The sequence below is a fragment of the Pantoea sp. RSPAM1 genome (assembly GCF_038816185.1).
GTDB lineage: Bacteria > Pseudomonadota > Gammaproteobacteria > Enterobacterales > Enterobacteriaceae > Pantoea > Pantoea ananatis.
This window is the reverse complement of the sequence record NZ_CP046137.1, coordinates 3,876,926-3,893,098: the sequence shown is the minus strand read 5'-3', so window position 1 is coordinate 3,893,098 and position 16,173 is coordinate 3,876,926. Positions and strand designations below refer to the sequence as shown.

Sequence of the window (16,173 nt, the reverse complement as noted above, 5' to 3'; positions counted from 1 at the left end):
ATGCACCAGAACATTGTTCAGCAAAATGACGGTTATCTAAATAAGACTCCGCTGTTCCAGTTTATTCTGCTTTCCTGCCTGTTCCCCTTGTGGGGCTGTGCGGCAAGCCTGAATGACATTCTGATTACGCAGTTTAAAAGCGTTTTCGCCCTGAGCGATTTTGCCAGCGCCCTGGTGCAGAGCGCCTTTTACGGCGGCTATTTTCTGATTGCGATTCCTGCCTCGCTGGTGATCCGTAAAACCAGTTACAAGCTGGCTATATTAGCCGGACTGGCGTTGTACATCCTGGGCTGCCTGCTGTTTTATCCCGCCTCGCATAGGGCAACTTACACCATGTTTCTGGCGGCGATTTTTGCCATTGCCATTGGGTTAAGCTTTCTGGAGACGGCGGCGAACACCTACAGCTCTATGATTGGACAGCGTCAGCATGCCACGCTGCGTCTTAACATCAGTCAGACGTTCTATCCGGTGGGGGCGCTGATGGGCATTGTGCTGGGAAAATATCTGGTGTTTCAGGATGGCGAAAGTCTGGAAACGCAAATGGCAAACATGACGGCGGAGCAGGCGCATGCCTTCCGCCTGTCGATGCTGGAACATACCCTGGAACCCTATAAATATTTGGTGATGGTGCTGGTGGTTGTCATGCTGCTATTTATGTTCACCCGCTATCCACGCTGCAAGCCGCAAAGCAACGAAAAATCGCTGCCAACGCTGGGGGAAACCTTTCACTATCTGGCTAAAAATCGCCATTTTAAACGCGGTATTCTGGCGCAGTTTTTGTACGTCGGTATGCAGGTGGCGGTGTGGTCCTTTACCATCCGTCTGGCGCTTACGTTGGGAGCGGCGAATGAGCGCGAGGCATCCAGCTTTATGATTTACAGCTTTATCTGTTTCTTTATTGGCAAGTTTGTCGCCAACATTTTAATGACGCGTTTCCGGCCAGAGAAAGTGCTTATCGCCTTTTCACTCCTTGGCATCGCAACGCTGGGCTATGTGATGCTGGTGCCCAATTTCACAGCAGTCTACGCCGCGGTGTTTGTCAGCGTGCTGTTTGGTCCGTGCTGGGCGACGATCTATGCCGGGACGCTCGCGACCGTTGACAGTAAATACACCGAAGTCGCGGGAGCATTTATTGTGATGTCCATAGTGGGTGCGGCCTTTGTGCCCGCGCTGCAGGGGTTTGTTTCCGATCACCTGGGATCGATGCAGCTGGCATTCGGCGTGTCGCTGCTGTGTTTCGCATGGGTTGGGTTCTATTTTTGGGGCGAGCTGCGCCACAAAAAGCAGCCTCGCCTTAGCGGAAACCTGGTGGAGGAGGGGCGATGAAAACCCGTTTACCGCTTTGTCGCGAACAGTTCAGCTACACGCCTGGCCTGCTGCTGGAGAGCGAGGATTTCAGCGTCGAGCTGTTTCGTTATCCTGCGGGCATTGAAGCCATTCGCATTCACAACCGACGGGGCACGGTAATTGTGTTGCCGTTTCTGGGCCAGATGGTGTGGGACGTGAATTTTGACGGCCGCGCATTAACCATGGGGCATCGCTTTAAACAGCCGCTGCCGGGTGATTCGATTATCGATACCTATGGCTGCTTTGCCTTTCACTCTGGCCTGCTGGCGAATGGCTGCCCTGCTGCGGAAGACACGCACGCGCTGCACGGCGAAATGGCCTGCGCACGCATGGATACAGCATGGATTGTGCTGGAGGGCGACAGACTTTCGGTGGAGGGCGAAACCGAATACATCAAGGGGTTTGGTCACCACTATCGGGCGGCGCCGGCGGTAAGATTAGGGGCCAGTCAGGCGCGACTGCTGCTGGAGATGAGCGTCACCAACCTGGCTGGCGCGCCGATGCCGTTACAGTACATGTGCCACATCAACAGCGCGTGGGTGGCGCAGGGGCAGTTCAGGCAGACCATACCGGATGAGGCATTTCAACTGCGCCGCTCCCTGCCGGCACATGTGCGGCCCACGCCGCAATGGACCGCTTTTACTGCTTCCCTTGCCGGCGATCCCGCCGCTTTACGCCGGTTGGATCAACCCGAGATGTACGATCCAGAGATTGTCTTCTTTGCCGATCATCTGGCGCAGTACGGTGAGAACGTTCAGTTTGAACTCCATTCTCCGGACGGTTACGCCCTGATGACGCGCTTTTCTACTGCGCAGTTCCCGCATGCCACGCGCTGGATACTGCACAATGCGGATCAACAGGTTGCTGCCTATGTGCTGCCCGCCACCTGCCGTCCTGAAGGCTTTGCTGCGGCAACGCGCGCCGGAACGTTAATCGCGCTGATGCCCGGCGAGCAGCGCCATTTTCAGGTCGAAACCGGCCTGCTGTAAAACCCGTAAGGCGACGCTTCAGGGTCGCAACCTTACCTGGTGAAACAGGCTGTTGTTATTGCATCGTCTTGATCCCCTGGAATTCCGGGAGCGCGATGCGCTCCGGATAATCCCGGTGGCGAAACGCGCTGGATAGCCTGTCGGTATCTTCATTCGCGCTGGCTTCTTACTGAAGCCAGCCTCGTCAGTCCGGATAAACACACCGATATGCCGCGTCAAGTCGGAATCCCGCCGTCACGCCTCCTGTTTTTTGCCCGGCTGAGAGCCCTTCGTCTGCGGTTTGGCGCCGAGGGCGATGATTTTTGCCATCTCTTCCTCTTCCCGCGCCGAACATAAGCTTTTTTATGTGATCAAGATCACATAAAAAGACATTAGCCAGCTTTATGAGAATGCTTGCTCTTTTAAAAGTTGAATGATAATGATTATTATTAGTGTTGTTATTATCGTTAAAATGAACGGTTTAATGCAAATTAACCACATAAAATGTAGTTTTTAATCATTTTTTTAAACATAAATTCTTAATTTTCTTGATCTCATGGGTTAGCCAGCTCGGCTAAAGGTTAATGAATCTGAACTGACTCGCGCGGTCTGGCGCATGCTGCTGCCCTGTTTTCACGGTGGCCGGGCGGCTTACGTCTTTAACAAAGGAACAGGATATGGTGTTACGTAAGCAAAATCTGTCGGTGCCTCGCCGACATCTGCCTGATGAGGTCCTGACTGCTCAGGACTTTATCTTTAACGACGCGCAAATCCCTGCGTGGCATCAGCAAACGCAAGAGGCGCTGGCGCTGATCTCCAGCACCGTTCAGCGCGTTGAAAAACCCTTCAGCGGTATTCTGCCCCACGAGCTGGCTCCGGCTTTTAGCGCTGTCGATCTTGACCAGCCGCTGGGAAATAACGAGGCCGCGCTGGAAGAACTGCGGACGCTTTATCTGCGCGATGCTGTTTGGTTCCACCATCCCAAATACGTGGCGCACCTTAACTGCCCGGTCGTACTGCCGTCTCTGCTGGCCGAGCAGATCATGGCGGCAGTCAACAGCTCCGTGGATACGTGGGACCAGAGTGCGGGCGGAACGCTAATAGAGCAGAAGGTGATTGACTGGACGCTGGGTCGCATACGTCTGCCTGCGAGCGCAGACGGCATCTTTACCAGCGGCGGGACGCAGTCGAACCTGATGGCGATGCTGCTGGCGCGCGACAGCTGGTGCGCCGCACATCATCCGGGCCACCTGATCAAACATCAGGGCCTGCCTGCCGATGCGGCAAAATGGCGCGTGTTGACCTCCAGACTGAGCCACTTCAGCATCCAGAAATCGATGGCCATTCTCGGCCTGGGCTACGATGCGGTCATCCCCGTAGCGTATGACGACCATTACCGCATGGACAGCGTGCAGCTTGAGCAGGAGATCGTGCGCTGTCATGAGCAGGGCCTGATCCCCATCGCCGTCGTTGCTACCAGCGGCACCACCGATTTCGGCAGTATCGATCCGCTGGAAAGCATCGCGAAACTTTGTCAGCAGCACGGTATCTGGATGCACGTTGACGCGGCGTACGGCTGCGGCCTGCTGGTTTCCGAACAGCATCGCCAGCGCCTCAACGGCATTGAAAAAGCCGACTCGGTGACGGTGGATTACCACAAGTCATTCTTCCAGACCGTAAGCTGTGGCGCGTTCTTTGTGCGCGAGAAACAGCACCTTAGCCATGTGACGCACCATGCTGATTACCTCAATCCGCTTAGCGCCCAGCAGGAAGGGACGCCAAACCTGGTCAATAAAAGTATTCAGACCACGCGTCGGTTTGACGCGCTGAAAATGTGGCTGACCTTACGCATCATGGGGCCGTCTGCACTGGGTGAGGCATTCGATACCCTGCTGACGCTGACTCAGGCAACCCATCAGCGGCTGAACGCCCATCCGGCGATTGAGGTTCTGCATGCGCCTGAACTGACCACCCAAATCTTCCGCTTCGTGCCACGCCCTGGCATGAACCCCGCACAGCTGGACGCCATCAACGCCGGTATCCGCAAGGCGCTGTTCCGATCCGGTAATGCGGTGATTGCCGGAACCAAAGTGGAGGGGCGGCAGTACCTGAAATTTACCCTGCTGAATCCCACCACCTCGCTGGCTGACATTGAAGATGTGATCGCCCTGATCGCCCATTACGGTCGAGAACAGGCGCGTGACGTGACATTACCCGTGGCTAACCAGTGAGAACGGTGCAATGAACAACCAGATGTATGACTTTATCGGTATTGGTATCGGTCCTTTTAATCTCAGCCTGGCCTGCCTGAGCGAACCGGTTGAGGGGCTCAAGGGTATTTTTCTGGATCAAAATTCGGGATTCGACTGGCATACCGGCATGATGCTGGAGAGTGCGCATCTGCAAACGCCCTTTATGGCTGACCTGGTGACGCTGGCCGATCCCACCAATCCCTACAGCCTGCTGAATTATATGAAACAGAAAGGGAAAATTTATTCGTTTTACATTCGCGAAGACTTTTTCCTGATGCGAAAAGAGTATAACCAGTACTGTCAGTGGGCCTGCTCACAGCTGAGTAATTTACGCTGGAACACGCGCGTAGATTATGTGAGCTACGACGATGCCCGACAGTGCTACTGCGTTCGCTCGGTGGATACGCTCACGGGTCAGCAGCAAGAGTGGCTGGCCCGTAAGCTGGTGCTGGGCACCGGACCCACCGCCTGGCTGCCGGCGTGCAGCCGACCGCACCAGTCGCGCTTCACCCATTCCAGCCAGTATCTGGCAGACAAAGCGGAATTGCAGAAAAAAAGCACCCTCACCGTGCTGGGAAGCGGGCAGAGCGCTGCAGAGATCTATTACGATCTGCTGACGGACATCGATCGGTTTGGCTATCAGCTGAACTGGATCACCCGCGCGCCGCGTTTTTATCCGCTGGAATACACCAAACTGACCCTGGAGATGACCTCGCCAGAATGGGTCGACTACTTCCACGCGCTGCCGGGGGAGAAGCGCGATGCGCTGAACGCGCGCCACAAAAATCTCTACAAAGGCATTAACAGCACGTTAATTAACGACATCTACGACCTGATGTACGTCAAGCAACTGGATGGCGCGCTAGACGTTAACCTGTTCACCCATTCTGAACTTACCGGCATGCGCTGGTTGCCAGGTGGTGAATGTGAACTCGCGCTGCATCATCAGGAGCAGGATTGTGCTTACACGCGTCGTACTCAGGGCCTGGTCATGGCAACGGGTTATCAGTATCGCCCGCCGATGTTTATCGAAGGCATCAGCCAGCGTCTGCGCTGGGATGAGAAGGGCCGTTACGACGTCCAGCGCAATTACAGTATCGACCTGCACAACCAGGTCTTCGTCCAGAACGCGGAGCTGCATACGCATGGTTTTGTGACGCCGGATCTTGGCATGGCCTGCTATCGCAACTCGGTGCTCCTGCGTGAACTTACCGGGCGGGAAGTTTATCCCGTTGAGCGTCAAATCGCCTTCCAGACTTTCCCGGCCCAAACGGAACACTAATATGTCACAGTCCACACTTTTCACTGCGGCCCGTCCAGCGGGTCAGTTTACCCTTCGTCCCCTGCTGCCCGTTGATGTGAGGCTTATTCACCGCTGGGTCACGCGCGACTACGCCCGCTTCTGGGGAATGCAGGATCACGCGCCAGAGCAGGTCGCCGAATTCTATCAACAGCTGACGGCAAAGGATCCCCATGCGGCGTTAATCGGCTGCTGCGATGGCGAACCGGCGTTTCTTATCGAATGTTATCGTGCCAGTGAGGATGAGGTCGGCAGGCATTATCCCGCCCAGCCAGACGACTACGGCATGCATATTCTGATCGCGCCCGCGGTGAAACCGGTCAGCCAGTTTAGCTGGCAGGTGTTCAGCACGGTCATGGACTACATGTTCAGCCGCCCCGAGGTTAACCGCGTGGTGGTTGAGCCGGACGTGCGCAATGACAAAATCCATCGCCTGAATAAACGTGCGGGTTTTCGCTATCAGCACACCATTGATATGGGACATAAAACGGCCTGGTTGGCTTTCTGCCAGCGCGATGATTATCAGCAGGCCCTACTGCAGGATTCACTTATGAATAACACCACACCGCTGTTGAACGGTTCACACCTCGCCGGACAAGACTGGCTGCAGGCCAACCGTTTACTGATTCGCAAAGCCATTGCCGAATTCGCGCACGAGAAGCTGATCACCCCTGTTGATGTCGGCAGTGGCCGTTACCAGCTGGCCGTGCCGAATGGCGAATCAGACTATGTTTTTTCCGCACAACGGCTGGCGCTGGACCACTGGGAAATCGATGCGGCTTCCCTGCAAAAACAGGAAAACGGCCGCCGTTTACCGCTGGATGCGCTGCAGTTTATTGAAGAGTTCAATGCCCAAATCGGCATTCCTCAGGCGCTGTTGGCAACCTATATGGAAGAGATCAGCAGCACCTTATGCAGCAGCGTGTTTAAGCTACAGAAGAACAATCCAGACAGCCTGGCGCTGGTGAAGGCGGACTTCCAGACCCTGGAGTCGTCGATGACGGAAGGGCATCCCTGCTTTGTCGCCAATAACGGCCGTATTGGTTTTGATGCACGCGATTATCTGGCTTATGCGCCTGAGGCGGCGACGCCGGTGAGATTGATCTGGGTCGCCGTACATCGACGTAATGCTCACTTCTCCAGCATCAGTGAACTGAGCTATACGCGGCTGTTGCAGGAGGAGTTAGGACAGGCTGCCCTCGACCAGTTCGCCGTTCAGCTGGCGAGCAAAGACGTCGCCGCCGAAGACTATATCCTGATGCCGGTCCATCCCTGGCAATGGCAGAATAAACTGCTGACGGTGTTTGCTGCGGATATTGCTCACCGGGACATTATTTATCTCGGAATCGGTGAGGATCACTATCAGGCTCAACAGTCGATTCGCACCTTCTTTAACCGCAGCCAGCCACAGAAACGCTATGTGAAAACGGCGCTGTCGGTGCTGAACATGGGCTTTATGCGCGGTCTTTCGCCTTACTATATGGCGACCACGCCCGCGATTAACGAATGGCTGGAAACGCTGGTGGCAAACGATAGCTGGCTCCAGCGTTGTGATTTCCGCATCCTGCGTGAAGTGGCCGCGGTGGGCTATCACAACCGACATTACGAACGCGCGATCACAGGCGACTCTGCCTACAAGAAAATGTTTGCGGCCCTGTGGCGTGATAATCCGGTCACTGACCTGCAGCCTGGCCAGCGTTTAATGACCATGGCGGCGTTTCTGCATGTCGACCATCATCAGCAGCCGTTATTACCGGCGCTGATCGCCGATTCGGGGCTGCCAGCGGAACAGTGGATTGACCGTTACCTGAACTGCTATCTCAGCCCACTGCTGCATTGCTTTTATCAACACGATCTGGTGTTTATGCCTCACGGCGAGAACCTTATTCTGCTGCTGGAAAACAATGTGCCGGTCAGCGCCTACATGAAAGACATCGGCGAGGAGATTGCGGTGATGAATCCGAATGCGGTTCTGCCTGAAAAGGTGCAGCGGCTGGCGGTGGACGTGCCCGAACATCTGAAGCTGCTGTCGATTTTTACCGACGTCTTCGACTGCATTTTCCGCTTTATCAGCGCGATTTTGCATCAGTCTGATACCTTGTCGGAAACCCAGTTCTGGCAGCGGGTGGCGCAGTGCGTCAAGGACTATCAGCAGGCCCATCCGCAGCTTGCCAGTAAGTTCGCCCGCTACGATATGTTTGCGCCCGAATTCACCCGCTCTTGCCTGAATCGCCTGCAACTGGCGAACAATCAGCAGATGATTAACCTGTCCGATCCTGCAGAAAACCTCAAGTTTGCCGGTACGCTGGAGAATCCCATCGCCAAATGGCGGTAACGGGATAATGACCTCCTTTCACATCAGCGCGGTCGCTCAGGCGACCGCGTTTTTTATCGTTTTTCTGGACATTATTCACGATGGCTCTTTTTCAACCGGTCTCGCGCCTCACGCGTCGACATTTCCTGTTCCCCTTATCGCTGGTGTTATTTGAGTTTGCCACCTATCTGGCGCACGACATGATTCAGCCAGGCATGCTGCGGGTCACGCAGGCATTTCACGTGGGGCCGGAGTGGGTCTCCACGTCACTGACCGCTTACCTGATGGGCGGCATGCTGTTGCAGTGGCTGTTGGGCCCGCTATCCGACAAGCTGGGACGACGTCCGGTGCTGTTGGCTGGCGTGGCCTTTTTCATGCTGACCTGCCTCGCAACCCACTGGGTGCAGAGCATTGGGCAGTTTATCCTGCTGCGCTTTCTTCAGGGCATCAGCCTGTGTTTCATCGGTGCAGTCGGTTATGCCGCCATTCAGGAGGCATTTGACGAAGCGCTCAGCGTAAAGATGATGGCGCTGATGGCTAACGTAGCGCTGCTGGCACCGCTGGTCGGGCCGCTGGCGGGCACGGCGTTTCTGGCTGTTGCGGACTGGCGCACGCTGTTTCTGTTTTTTGCCGCTCTGTCTGCTCTGGCATTGACGGGCCTGTGGCTCTCGATGCCGGAAGCGGCGGGCGACAGAAACACTTCCGTGTCGCTGACGTCCCTGGCTGCCGGCTATTACGCCTTGTTAAAAGACCGCCAGGTGATGTGCGGTTCACTGGCCATCGGCCTGGTGACGATTCCCTGTCTGGCCTGGGTAGCGCTTTCTCCCGTTATCCTGATTCACGATCTGGGACTAAGCCGCATGGATTATGCGCTGCTCCAGTTACCGGTCTTTCTGGCGATGATCGCCGGAAATCTGCTGCTGGGCCGGCTTGCCAGCCGTCTGCCGGTTGAACAGCCGCTGCGGCTGGGGGCCTGGCCGATTATGGCGGGTTTGACGGTGGCCGCTGTTGGCACCTTTACCAATGCAGGCAACGCGGCATGGCTGACGGCGGGCCTGAGCCTTTACGGATTCGGCACCGGAATGGTGAATGCCGGGCTGTACCGACTGACATTGTTCTCCAGCCGGGCGGGCAAGGGCAGCGTAGCGGCGATGTTAGGGATGGTCAGTATGGTCGTGTTTGCGCTGGGCATTGAAGCGGTGAAAGCGGCGTACTTCGGTGGCGGAACGGCCTGGTTCAGCCTGATTAATCTGCTGTGCGGGCTGTTATGGCTGGCACTGGTGCGGTCGTTTCTGCGCGAAAAACAGCGGCGACACAGCACCGTAACGGCCTGAGGTAAGACAGGCGGCCTGGTGCCGCCTGTGGGAAGGATCAGAAATCGTAGCCGACGGTGGCAACGATCGTGCGTTCTGCCCCCCAGTAGCAGAAGCCGGTGCCATAGCAGGCGGAGACATAGTCGCGATCGGTCAGGTTATTCGCGTTAACCTGCACAAAAGCCCCTTTCAGGCTGCTGTTCCAGACGCCTAAATCGGCACGTACCGAGGCATCAAACAGCGTGGCGGAAGGCAGACGGGTGGTGTTTTCATTGTCTGCCCACTGCCGACCAATGTAACGGACGCCTGCCCCTACGCTGATCCCGGCATCAAACTGGTATTTCGCCCACGCAGAAGCCATTGAGTTGGGCGTCATGTAAGGCGTGTGACCGTTGTTACCGTCGATAGAATCTTTGAAGCGCACGTGGTTGAGCGTAAAGCTCGCCAGCATGCTCAGGCGCGGAGTGAGCTGATTATGGGCTTCCAGTTCGAGTCCCTGAGAGTGCACTTTCCCGGCCGGTTCGTAATAAGAGCCTACCACCACGCGGTTACCCACATCATTTTGCGTCAGGTCGTACACGGCTGCTGAGTAGAGATCGGACGTGCCTACGGGCTGGTATTTAATCCCGGCCTCGTACTGCTCAGACGTAGTCGGCTTCAGCAGGTTGCCGTCCTGTCCGGAAAGCGATTGCGGCGTAATGGCCTGACTGTAGCTGGCATACGGAGAGATTCCGTTATCAAATGCATAGAGCAGCGCCACGCGACCGCTGACGTGATCGTCTTGACGGCGATATTGCGTATCGGTGCTGTACTGTCTGTTTTCAGACACGATCCTGTCGTAGCGGCCGGAGAGATCCAGATGCCACTTGTCCCATTTCATCTCATCCTGCAGATACATACCGGTTTGGTAGTAACGGCGCTGTGAGTTCTGGAATACGTAAGCCGGATTCGTCCCCACGGCCTGGCCTGTCAGCGCGTTAAGCTGACTGGCTAAACCACTGGCATTACGCAAATCATTGGTGTACTGATGATATTCCGCGCCCAGCACCACCTTATGATCGATAGGACCCGTGTCAAAATCGGCTTCCAGTTGATTATCGATCGCGTACGCTTTCAGTAAAGAACGTGAACCGGAATAGTAGCGATTAAGCAGTTCAGACTGCGGTGAATCCCACCCAACCTTGTAGACCTGATCCAAATCGACATTAGAGTGGGAATAGCTGGCATTGGAGCGGAAGGCCCAGGTTTCATTAAAGCGGTGAGCGAACTCCGCGCTGTAAATTTGCTCGCGACGTTTGAACTGATCCAGTGTGCTGTCGCCGTCATAAAAACCGGTGCTGAGCTTACGTCCGTTATGCTCGGTGATGCTGCCATCACCCGGCACGGCACTGTGATAGCCACCGGAAGGATCTTTCTGCAGATAGGCGCGTAACAGCAGTGACGTATCTTCATCCGGTTGCCACAGCAGCGAGGGCGAAATCGCATATTTTTCTTCGCGGGTATGATCGTACTGCGTATCGCTGTTGCGCGTGATGCCGGTCAGACGAAACGCCCACTGATCGTTAATCGCGTTGGTGTAATCAAATGCGGCGCTGTTGGTGTTATGGGTGCCGGTGGACAGGCGGAAATGTCCTTCAGGCGCGTATTGAGGCCGCTTAGAGGTCTCCATCACTAAGCCACCGGGAACGGTTTGGCCATACAGGGCAGAGGAGGGGCCTTTGATCACGTCAATGCGTTCGAGGAACCAGGGATCAACCTGCAGCACGTTGTAGCTGCCCGGATCGCTCATCAGCCGCAGGCCGTCCAGGAAAATATTATTCACGTCGCCGCCGTGGAAACCGCGCAACGATACCGTATCGTAGCGGGTGGCCGCACCGGCGAAGTTCGTAAAGGCGCCCGCGGTGTAATTCAGCGCCTGATTCACATCCATCGCGCCCTGATCGTCCATTTGCTGGCGCGTGATCACCGAGACTGACTGCCCGGTGGTGATCAACGGACGATCGGTCTTGGTTGCGCCTTTACTGACGGTCGCCGTATAACCTTCTGTCGGGGTTGTCGACGTTTCTTCGGGCTTTGCTGTGACCACCAGCGTGTTGGCGGCAAAGGTCACTGCAGGTGTGGCAATGGCGATGGAGCACAGCAGCGCTAACCGTTTCCGGCAGAAAGGCATTCTCATTGTTTATCCCCTACAAATGGTAGATACGCCGCTCCCGACAGAGGAAAGGAGCGAAAATTGGTGTTAAGAACAGGTTATTTACATTGAATGCAAATGAGAATTATTGTCTTTACTGTTTAGCATTACAAGATGTCTTCAGCGTTATTGTTAAAGAAATTGCAGGCTAACGGGGTAAACACGCGTGGAACGTGCGTCAGATAAGCCTTTCCGGGCAGGCTGTATCGGGCGGGGCGGGGGAGAAACATTCAACACGCTTCACTTTCAGCGTAAAGGCAGGCCGGCGATCTGGCCTGCCGGGGAGAAGATGTCAGATGGCGACCAGACCGCGTACGTTATCCGCCTCCATATCACTGCCACGACCGCGCTGGATAATCTCGCCGCGCGACATCACCAGATAGCTGTCGGCCAACTCAGCGGCGAAATCATAGAATTGCTCAACCAGCAGAATCGCCATATCGCCGCGCTGCGCCAACTGACGGATCACCATGCCAATCTCTTTGATCACCGACGGCTGGATCCCTTCCGTCGGCTCGTCGAGGATCAGCAACTGCGGACGACTTGCCAGCGCGCGACCAATCGCTAACTGCTGCTGTTGTCCCCCGGACAGGTCGCCTCCGCGCCGCGACTTCATGTCGAACAGCACGGGAAACAGCTGATAGATCTCATCGGGTACCTGTTTGGCCTGTGAGGCGGAGAAGCGGGACAGGCCCATCAGCAGATTCTCCTCAACCGTGAGACGGGGGAAAATTTCGCGGCCCTGTGGCACGTAAGCGATGCCGGACTGGACGCGCTGATGCGGCTTGCGCGTCCCGATCGGCTTGTCCTGCCAGCGTACCTCACCCGATTTGGCCGGAATTAATCCCATCAGGCATTTCAGCAGCGTGGTTTTCCCTACACCGTTGCGGCCGAGCAGGCAGGTGACTTCGCCCTGTTTAACCTCAAAGGACAGGCCACGCAGAATGTGGCTGCCACCGTAATACTGATGCAGTTCAGATACCTGTAACATTTAGCGCCCCAAATAAACGTCGATGACCTGCTCGTTGGCCTGAACCTCGCGCAGCGAACCTTCCGCCAGCACCTTGCCTTGATGCAAAACCGTGACGTAATCGGCAATGGTTTCCACAAAGCCCATGTCGTGTTCAACCACCATGAGTGAGTGTTTCCCTGCCAGGCTACGGAACAGCTCGGCGGTATAGGCGGTTTCCGCATCGGTCATGCCGGCTGCAGGTTCATCCAGCAGAAGCAGGTGCGGCTCCTGCACCAGCAGCATGCCGATCTCAAGAAACTGTTTCTGCCCATGCGACAACAGGCCCGCCTGGCGGTGACGCGAACCCGTGAGCCGCAACAGGACGAGGATCTCGTCAATCCGATCCCGCTGCTCGCTGTTAAGCCGTGCGCGCAGGCTGGCCCAAACGGTTTTGGTAGTTTTCAGGGCAATTTCCAGATTTTCAAACACCGTCAGCGCTTCAAACACCGTGGGTTTCTGAAATTTGCGTCCGATACCGCGACGGGCAATCTCAACGGGGGAGTGGCTGGTCAGGTCATTATCCTGATCGTAAATGACCCGGCCCTTATCCGGTCGTGTTTTGCCGGTAATCACATCCATTAGTGTGGTTTTTCCTGCGCCGTTAGGCCCGATCACACAGCGCAGTTCGCCCACGCCGATCTGTAAGGAGAGATCGGACAGGGCGCGAAAACCATCAAAAGAGACGGTGACGGCTTCCAGTTGCAGCACCGGATCGCGCTGAACACGATGACGATCGGCGGGAAATGATTGGGTATACGGGTGCTCAGTCATCTTTTCTCCGGCGCAGTAAGCCAATCACGCCACGCGGCAGAAACAGCGTGACCAAAATAAACATCATCCCCAGGAAAAACAGCCAGTACTCCGGAAAGGCCACGGTGAAAAAACTCTTCGCGCCATTGACGATGGCGGCCCCGAGCAGTGGACCAATGAGGGTGCCGCGCCCGCCAAGTGCGACCCAGATAGCGGCTTCGATGGAATTAGTCGGCGACATTTCACCGGGATTAATAATGCCCACCTGTGGGACATAGAGCGCCCCTGCCAGGCCGCATAACACGGCGGACAGTGTCCAGACGAACAGCTTAAAGCCACGGGGATCGTAACCGCAGAACATCAGACGGTTTTCCGCGTCACGGACCGCCGTCAGCACCCGGCCAAATTTACTGCGGGCCAGTGCGAAGCCCAGACCTAAGCTTGCTAACAGCAGCAGGACGGTGGCAATAAATAAGCCGATGCGCGTGGCGGTCGCGGTAACACTAAAACCCAGCAGGGTCGTAAAACCGGTAAAGCCGTTGTTGCCGCCAAAACCGGTTTCGTTGCGGAAAAACAGCAGCATGCCGGCATAGGTCAGCGCCTGGGTCATGATAGAGAAATACACGCCTTTAATTTTCGAGCGGAAGGCGAAGAAGCCAAACACCAGTGCCAGCAGGCCTGGCACCAGCACAATCAGGCACAGCGCCCAGGCGAAATGCTGGGTCCCTGTCCAAAACCACGGCAGCCGATCCCAGGACAGGAAGGCCATAAACGCGGGCAGCCCGTCACCGGATGCCTGACGCATCAGGTACATGCCCATCGCATAACCACCCAGCGCAAAAAACAGTCCGTGACCCAGAGAGAGTAAACCGGCATAACCCCACACCAGATCCAGCGCCACCGCGACCACGGCATAGCACAGAATTTTACCCACCAGGGTTAAGGTATAGGTAGAGATCGCCAGCGGATGCGTTGCCGGTAGCAGCGCCAGAAATGGCATGATCAGCAGCATTAGCGTAACCAGTGCGCCAATACTCAGCGTCAGGCGCGGGGCCTGACGAGCCAGTCGTAAGGAGATGGGTTGCGTCATCAGTCAGTTACCCTTCCTTTCACCGCAAACAATCCTTGCGGACGTTTTTGAATAAACAGCACAATCATCACCAGAATAAGGATTTTCCCCAGCACGGCACCAATCTGTGGCTCCAGCACTTTATTGAGAATGCCCAGCCCCAGCGCGGCCACCACCGTTCCGGCAAGCTGGCCAACCCCGCCCAGCACCACCACCAGAAACGAGTCGATGATATAGCCCTGGCCCAGTTCTGGCCCGACATTCCCCAACTGCGACAGGGCCACGCCGCCCAGCCCGGCAATCCCTGAACCCAGGCCAAATGCCAGCATGTCGACCCGGCCCGTCGGCACGCCACAGCAGTCGGCCATGGCCCGGTTTTGGGTGACGGCGCGTACGTTCATCCCCAGCCGCGTCCGGTTAAGCAGCAGCCAGGTCAGTATCAGCACAAACACCACGAACAGGATGACTGCAATGCGGTTCCAGGGCAGCACCAGATTAGGCAGGACCTGCAACCCGCCCGACAGCCAGTCGGGATTGGCGACCTCCAGGTTCTGTGCACCAAACAGCATGCGCACCAGTTGAATCAGCATCAGGCTGATGCCCCAGGTCGCGAGCAGGGTTTCCAGCGGGCGGCCATACAGGTGACGGATAATGGTGCGCTCCAGCGCCATGCCAATGGCTGCCGTCATCAGAAACGCGACCGGCAACGCCAGCAGCGGATACCAGCCGATATACTGCGGCGCGACCTGCTGAAAAAGGTTTTGCACCATCCAGGTGGCGTACGCGCCCAGCATCAACATTTCCCCGTGCGCCATATTGATCACCCCCAGCAGACCGTAGGTAATCGCCAGACCCAGGGCGGCAAGCAGCAGTATCGAACCCAGCGACAGGCCGCTAAACGCCTGACCCAACAGATCGCCCCACATCAGGCGGCTTTTAATCTGTTGCAGGCTTTCTGTTGCCGCCTCGCGTACGGTTTCATCGGGCTCGGTTGTCGGCTGCGTCAGGCGCTGCAGGCTGGCCTGAGTATTAGGATCACTGGATTCACCCAGCAGTTTCACTGCTCTCAGTCGCACCATCGGCTGCGGGCTGGTCAGTTGCAGGTTGGCCGCCGTCATGGCCAGCGCAGCATGAACCTGAGGATCCTTTTCAACACTCAGGCGTTTCTCTATCAGCGGGAGCAGATCGGCGGCTGCATCATTTTGCAACTGTTGCGCTGCGCGCAGGCGTACGCTGGCATCAGGGCTGACCAACTGGTGGGCGGCGAGAGCGCTGGCAATCAGTACGCGCAGGCGGTTGTTCATAAAAAGCTTTTTTACGTCGCCGTTGGGCTGTGAGGCGTCATCCAGCGGCTGAAGACTGTCCCCGGTTTTGCTAAACGGATGGTGATCCTGATCGGTGACCACGGTTTCGGCTTTCAGCGCTTCCAGCAGCGGTAAACGGCGCGCATCTGGCGCAGCGGCCCACTGTTGCAGCAGGTCTGCCTGCTGGGTTCGACTGGCTGCGACAAAGTCTGCGGCAGGTCCGGCGCAGGCAAACAGCGGCAGAAGCAACAGTAAACCTAAAAAACTCAGGCGAAGCATCATGGTGAGCCTCATCAAATGGGCGATCATAGAATATCCCGACGGCCGCCCTCACAACCCGTGCGAGGGCGGCA

Annotated in this window: 11 protein-coding genes; 6 read left to right on the top strand and 5 right to left on the bottom strand. The window is 56.4% G+C overall.

Features of this window, described 5'->3' with window-relative positions:
• From fucP to GKC68_RS18720, 6 genes are all read left to right on the top strand, one after another.
• Positions 1–1,326 carry an L-fucose:H+ symporter permease gene (gene fucP / locus GKC68_RS18745; protein WP_058705538.1) on the top strand — a complete coding sequence of 442 codons (1,326 nt, stop codon included), beginning with the start codon at positions 1–3 and terminating at the stop codon, positions 1,324–1,326.
• The gene (locus tag GKC68_RS18740) at positions 1,323–2,336 is read left to right on the top strand and encodes an aldose 1-epimerase family protein (RefSeq protein WP_028724618.1); all 1,014 of its coding nucleotides are present in this window, start codon (positions 1,323–1,325) and stop codon (positions 2,334–2,336) included. The genes fucP and GKC68_RS18740 overlap by 4 nt, the downstream gene beginning before the upstream one ends.
• Positions 2,337–2,992: 656 nt before the next feature.
• Positions 2,993–4,546 (top strand): aspartate aminotransferase family protein, encoded by a 1,554-nt coding sequence (locus tag GKC68_RS18735; protein ID WP_342656394.1) that lies wholly within the window; start codon positions 2,993–2,995, stop codon positions 4,544–4,546.
• A gap of 10 nt (positions 4,547–4,556) precedes the next feature.
• Entirely contained in the window at positions 4,557–5,849 is a 1,293-nt protein-coding gene (locus GKC68_RS18730; protein WP_014606631.1) for a lysine N(6)-hydroxylase/L-ornithine N(5)-oxygenase family protein, read from the top strand.
• 1 nt (position 5,850) lies between these two features.
• Entirely contained in the window at positions 5,851–8,202 is a 2,352-nt protein-coding gene (locus GKC68_RS18725; protein WP_342656393.1) for a GNAT family N-acetyltransferase, read from the top strand.
• Between the two features lie 80 nt (positions 8,203–8,282).
• Positions 8,283–9,515, top strand: a complete 1,233-nt coding sequence (locus GKC68_RS18720) for an MFS transporter (protein WP_064366179.1) — start codon at positions 8,283–8,285, stop codon at positions 9,513–9,515.
• A gap of 37 nt (positions 9,516–9,552) precedes the next feature.
• Here the strand turns inward: GKC68_RS18720 and GKC68_RS18715 are convergent, their stop codons facing one another.
• The 5 genes from GKC68_RS18715 to urtB all read right to left on the bottom strand — a co-directional run bounded on the left by GKC68_RS18715 (position 9,553) and on the right by urtB (position 16,102).
• Entirely contained in the window at positions 9,553–11,670 is a 2,118-nt protein-coding gene (locus GKC68_RS18715) for a TonB-dependent siderophore receptor (RefSeq protein ID WP_264228135.1), read from the bottom strand.
• Positions 11,671–11,977: 307 nt separating this feature from the next.
• Positions 11,978–12,676 carry an urea ABC transporter ATP-binding subunit UrtE gene (urtE, locus tag GKC68_RS18710; protein ID WP_028724624.1) on the bottom strand — a complete coding sequence of 233 codons (699 nt, stop codon included), beginning with the start codon at positions 12,674–12,676 and terminating at the stop codon, positions 11,978–11,980.
• Entirely contained in the window at positions 12,677–13,468 is a 792-nt protein-coding gene (urtD, locus tag GKC68_RS18705; RefSeq protein WP_028724625.1) for an urea ABC transporter ATP-binding protein UrtD, read from the bottom strand.
• Positions 13,461–14,537 (bottom strand): urea ABC transporter permease subunit UrtC, encoded by a 1,077-nt coding sequence (gene urtC / locus GKC68_RS18700; protein WP_089528150.1) that lies wholly within the window; start codon positions 14,535–14,537, stop codon positions 13,461–13,463. The genes urtD and urtC overlap by 8 nt, the downstream gene beginning before the upstream one ends.
• Complete coding sequence (gene urtB / locus GKC68_RS18695) at positions 14,537–16,102, bottom strand: urea ABC transporter permease subunit UrtB (RefSeq protein WP_110146028.1); 1,566 nt, start codon at positions 16,100–16,102, stop codon at positions 14,537–14,539. The genes urtC and urtB overlap by 1 nt, the downstream gene beginning before the upstream one ends.
• Positions 16,103–16,173 lie beyond the last annotated feature (71 nt).

Bases quoted from the DNA above. Each gene is read 5' to 3' on its own strand.
- urtE (WP_028724624.1), bottom strand. From the start codon at position 12,676: ATGTTACAGGTATCTGAACTGCATCAGTATTACGGTGGCAGCCACATT.
- urtD (WP_028724625.1), bottom strand. From the start codon at position 13,468: ATGACTGAGCACCCGTATACCCAATCATTTCCCGCCGATCGTCATCGT.
- GKC68_RS18735 (WP_342656394.1), top strand. From the start codon at position 2,993: ATGGTGTTACGTAAGCAAAATCTGTCGGTGCCTCGCCGACATCTGCCT.
- GKC68_RS18720 (WP_064366179.1), top strand. From the start codon at position 8,283: ATGGCTCTTTTTCAACCGGTCTCGCGCCTCACGCGTCGACATTTCCTG.
- urtB (WP_110146028.1), bottom strand. From the start codon at position 16,102: ATGATGCTTCGCCTGAGTTTTTTAGGTTTACTGTTGCTTCTGCCGCTG.
- urtC (WP_089528150.1), bottom strand. From the start codon at position 14,537: ATGACGCAACCCATCTCCTTACGACTGGCTCGTCAGGCCCCGCGCCTG.
- GKC68_RS18740 (WP_028724618.1), top strand. From the start codon at position 1,323: ATGAAAACCCGTTTACCGCTTTGTCGCGAACAGTTCAGCTACACGCCT.
- fucP (WP_058705538.1), top strand. From the start codon at position 1: ATGCACCAGAACATTGTTCAGCAAAATGACGGTTATCTAAATAAGACT.
- GKC68_RS18730 (WP_014606631.1), top strand. From the start codon at position 4,557: ATGAACAACCAGATGTATGACTTTATCGGTATTGGTATCGGTCCTTTT.
- GKC68_RS18725 (WP_342656393.1), top strand. From the start codon at position 5,851: ATGTCACAGTCCACACTTTTCACTGCGGCCCGTCCAGCGGGTCAGTTT.
- GKC68_RS18715 (WP_264228135.1), bottom strand. From the start codon at position 11,670: ATGAGAATGCCTTTCTGCCGGAAACGGTTAGCGCTGCTGTGCTCCATC.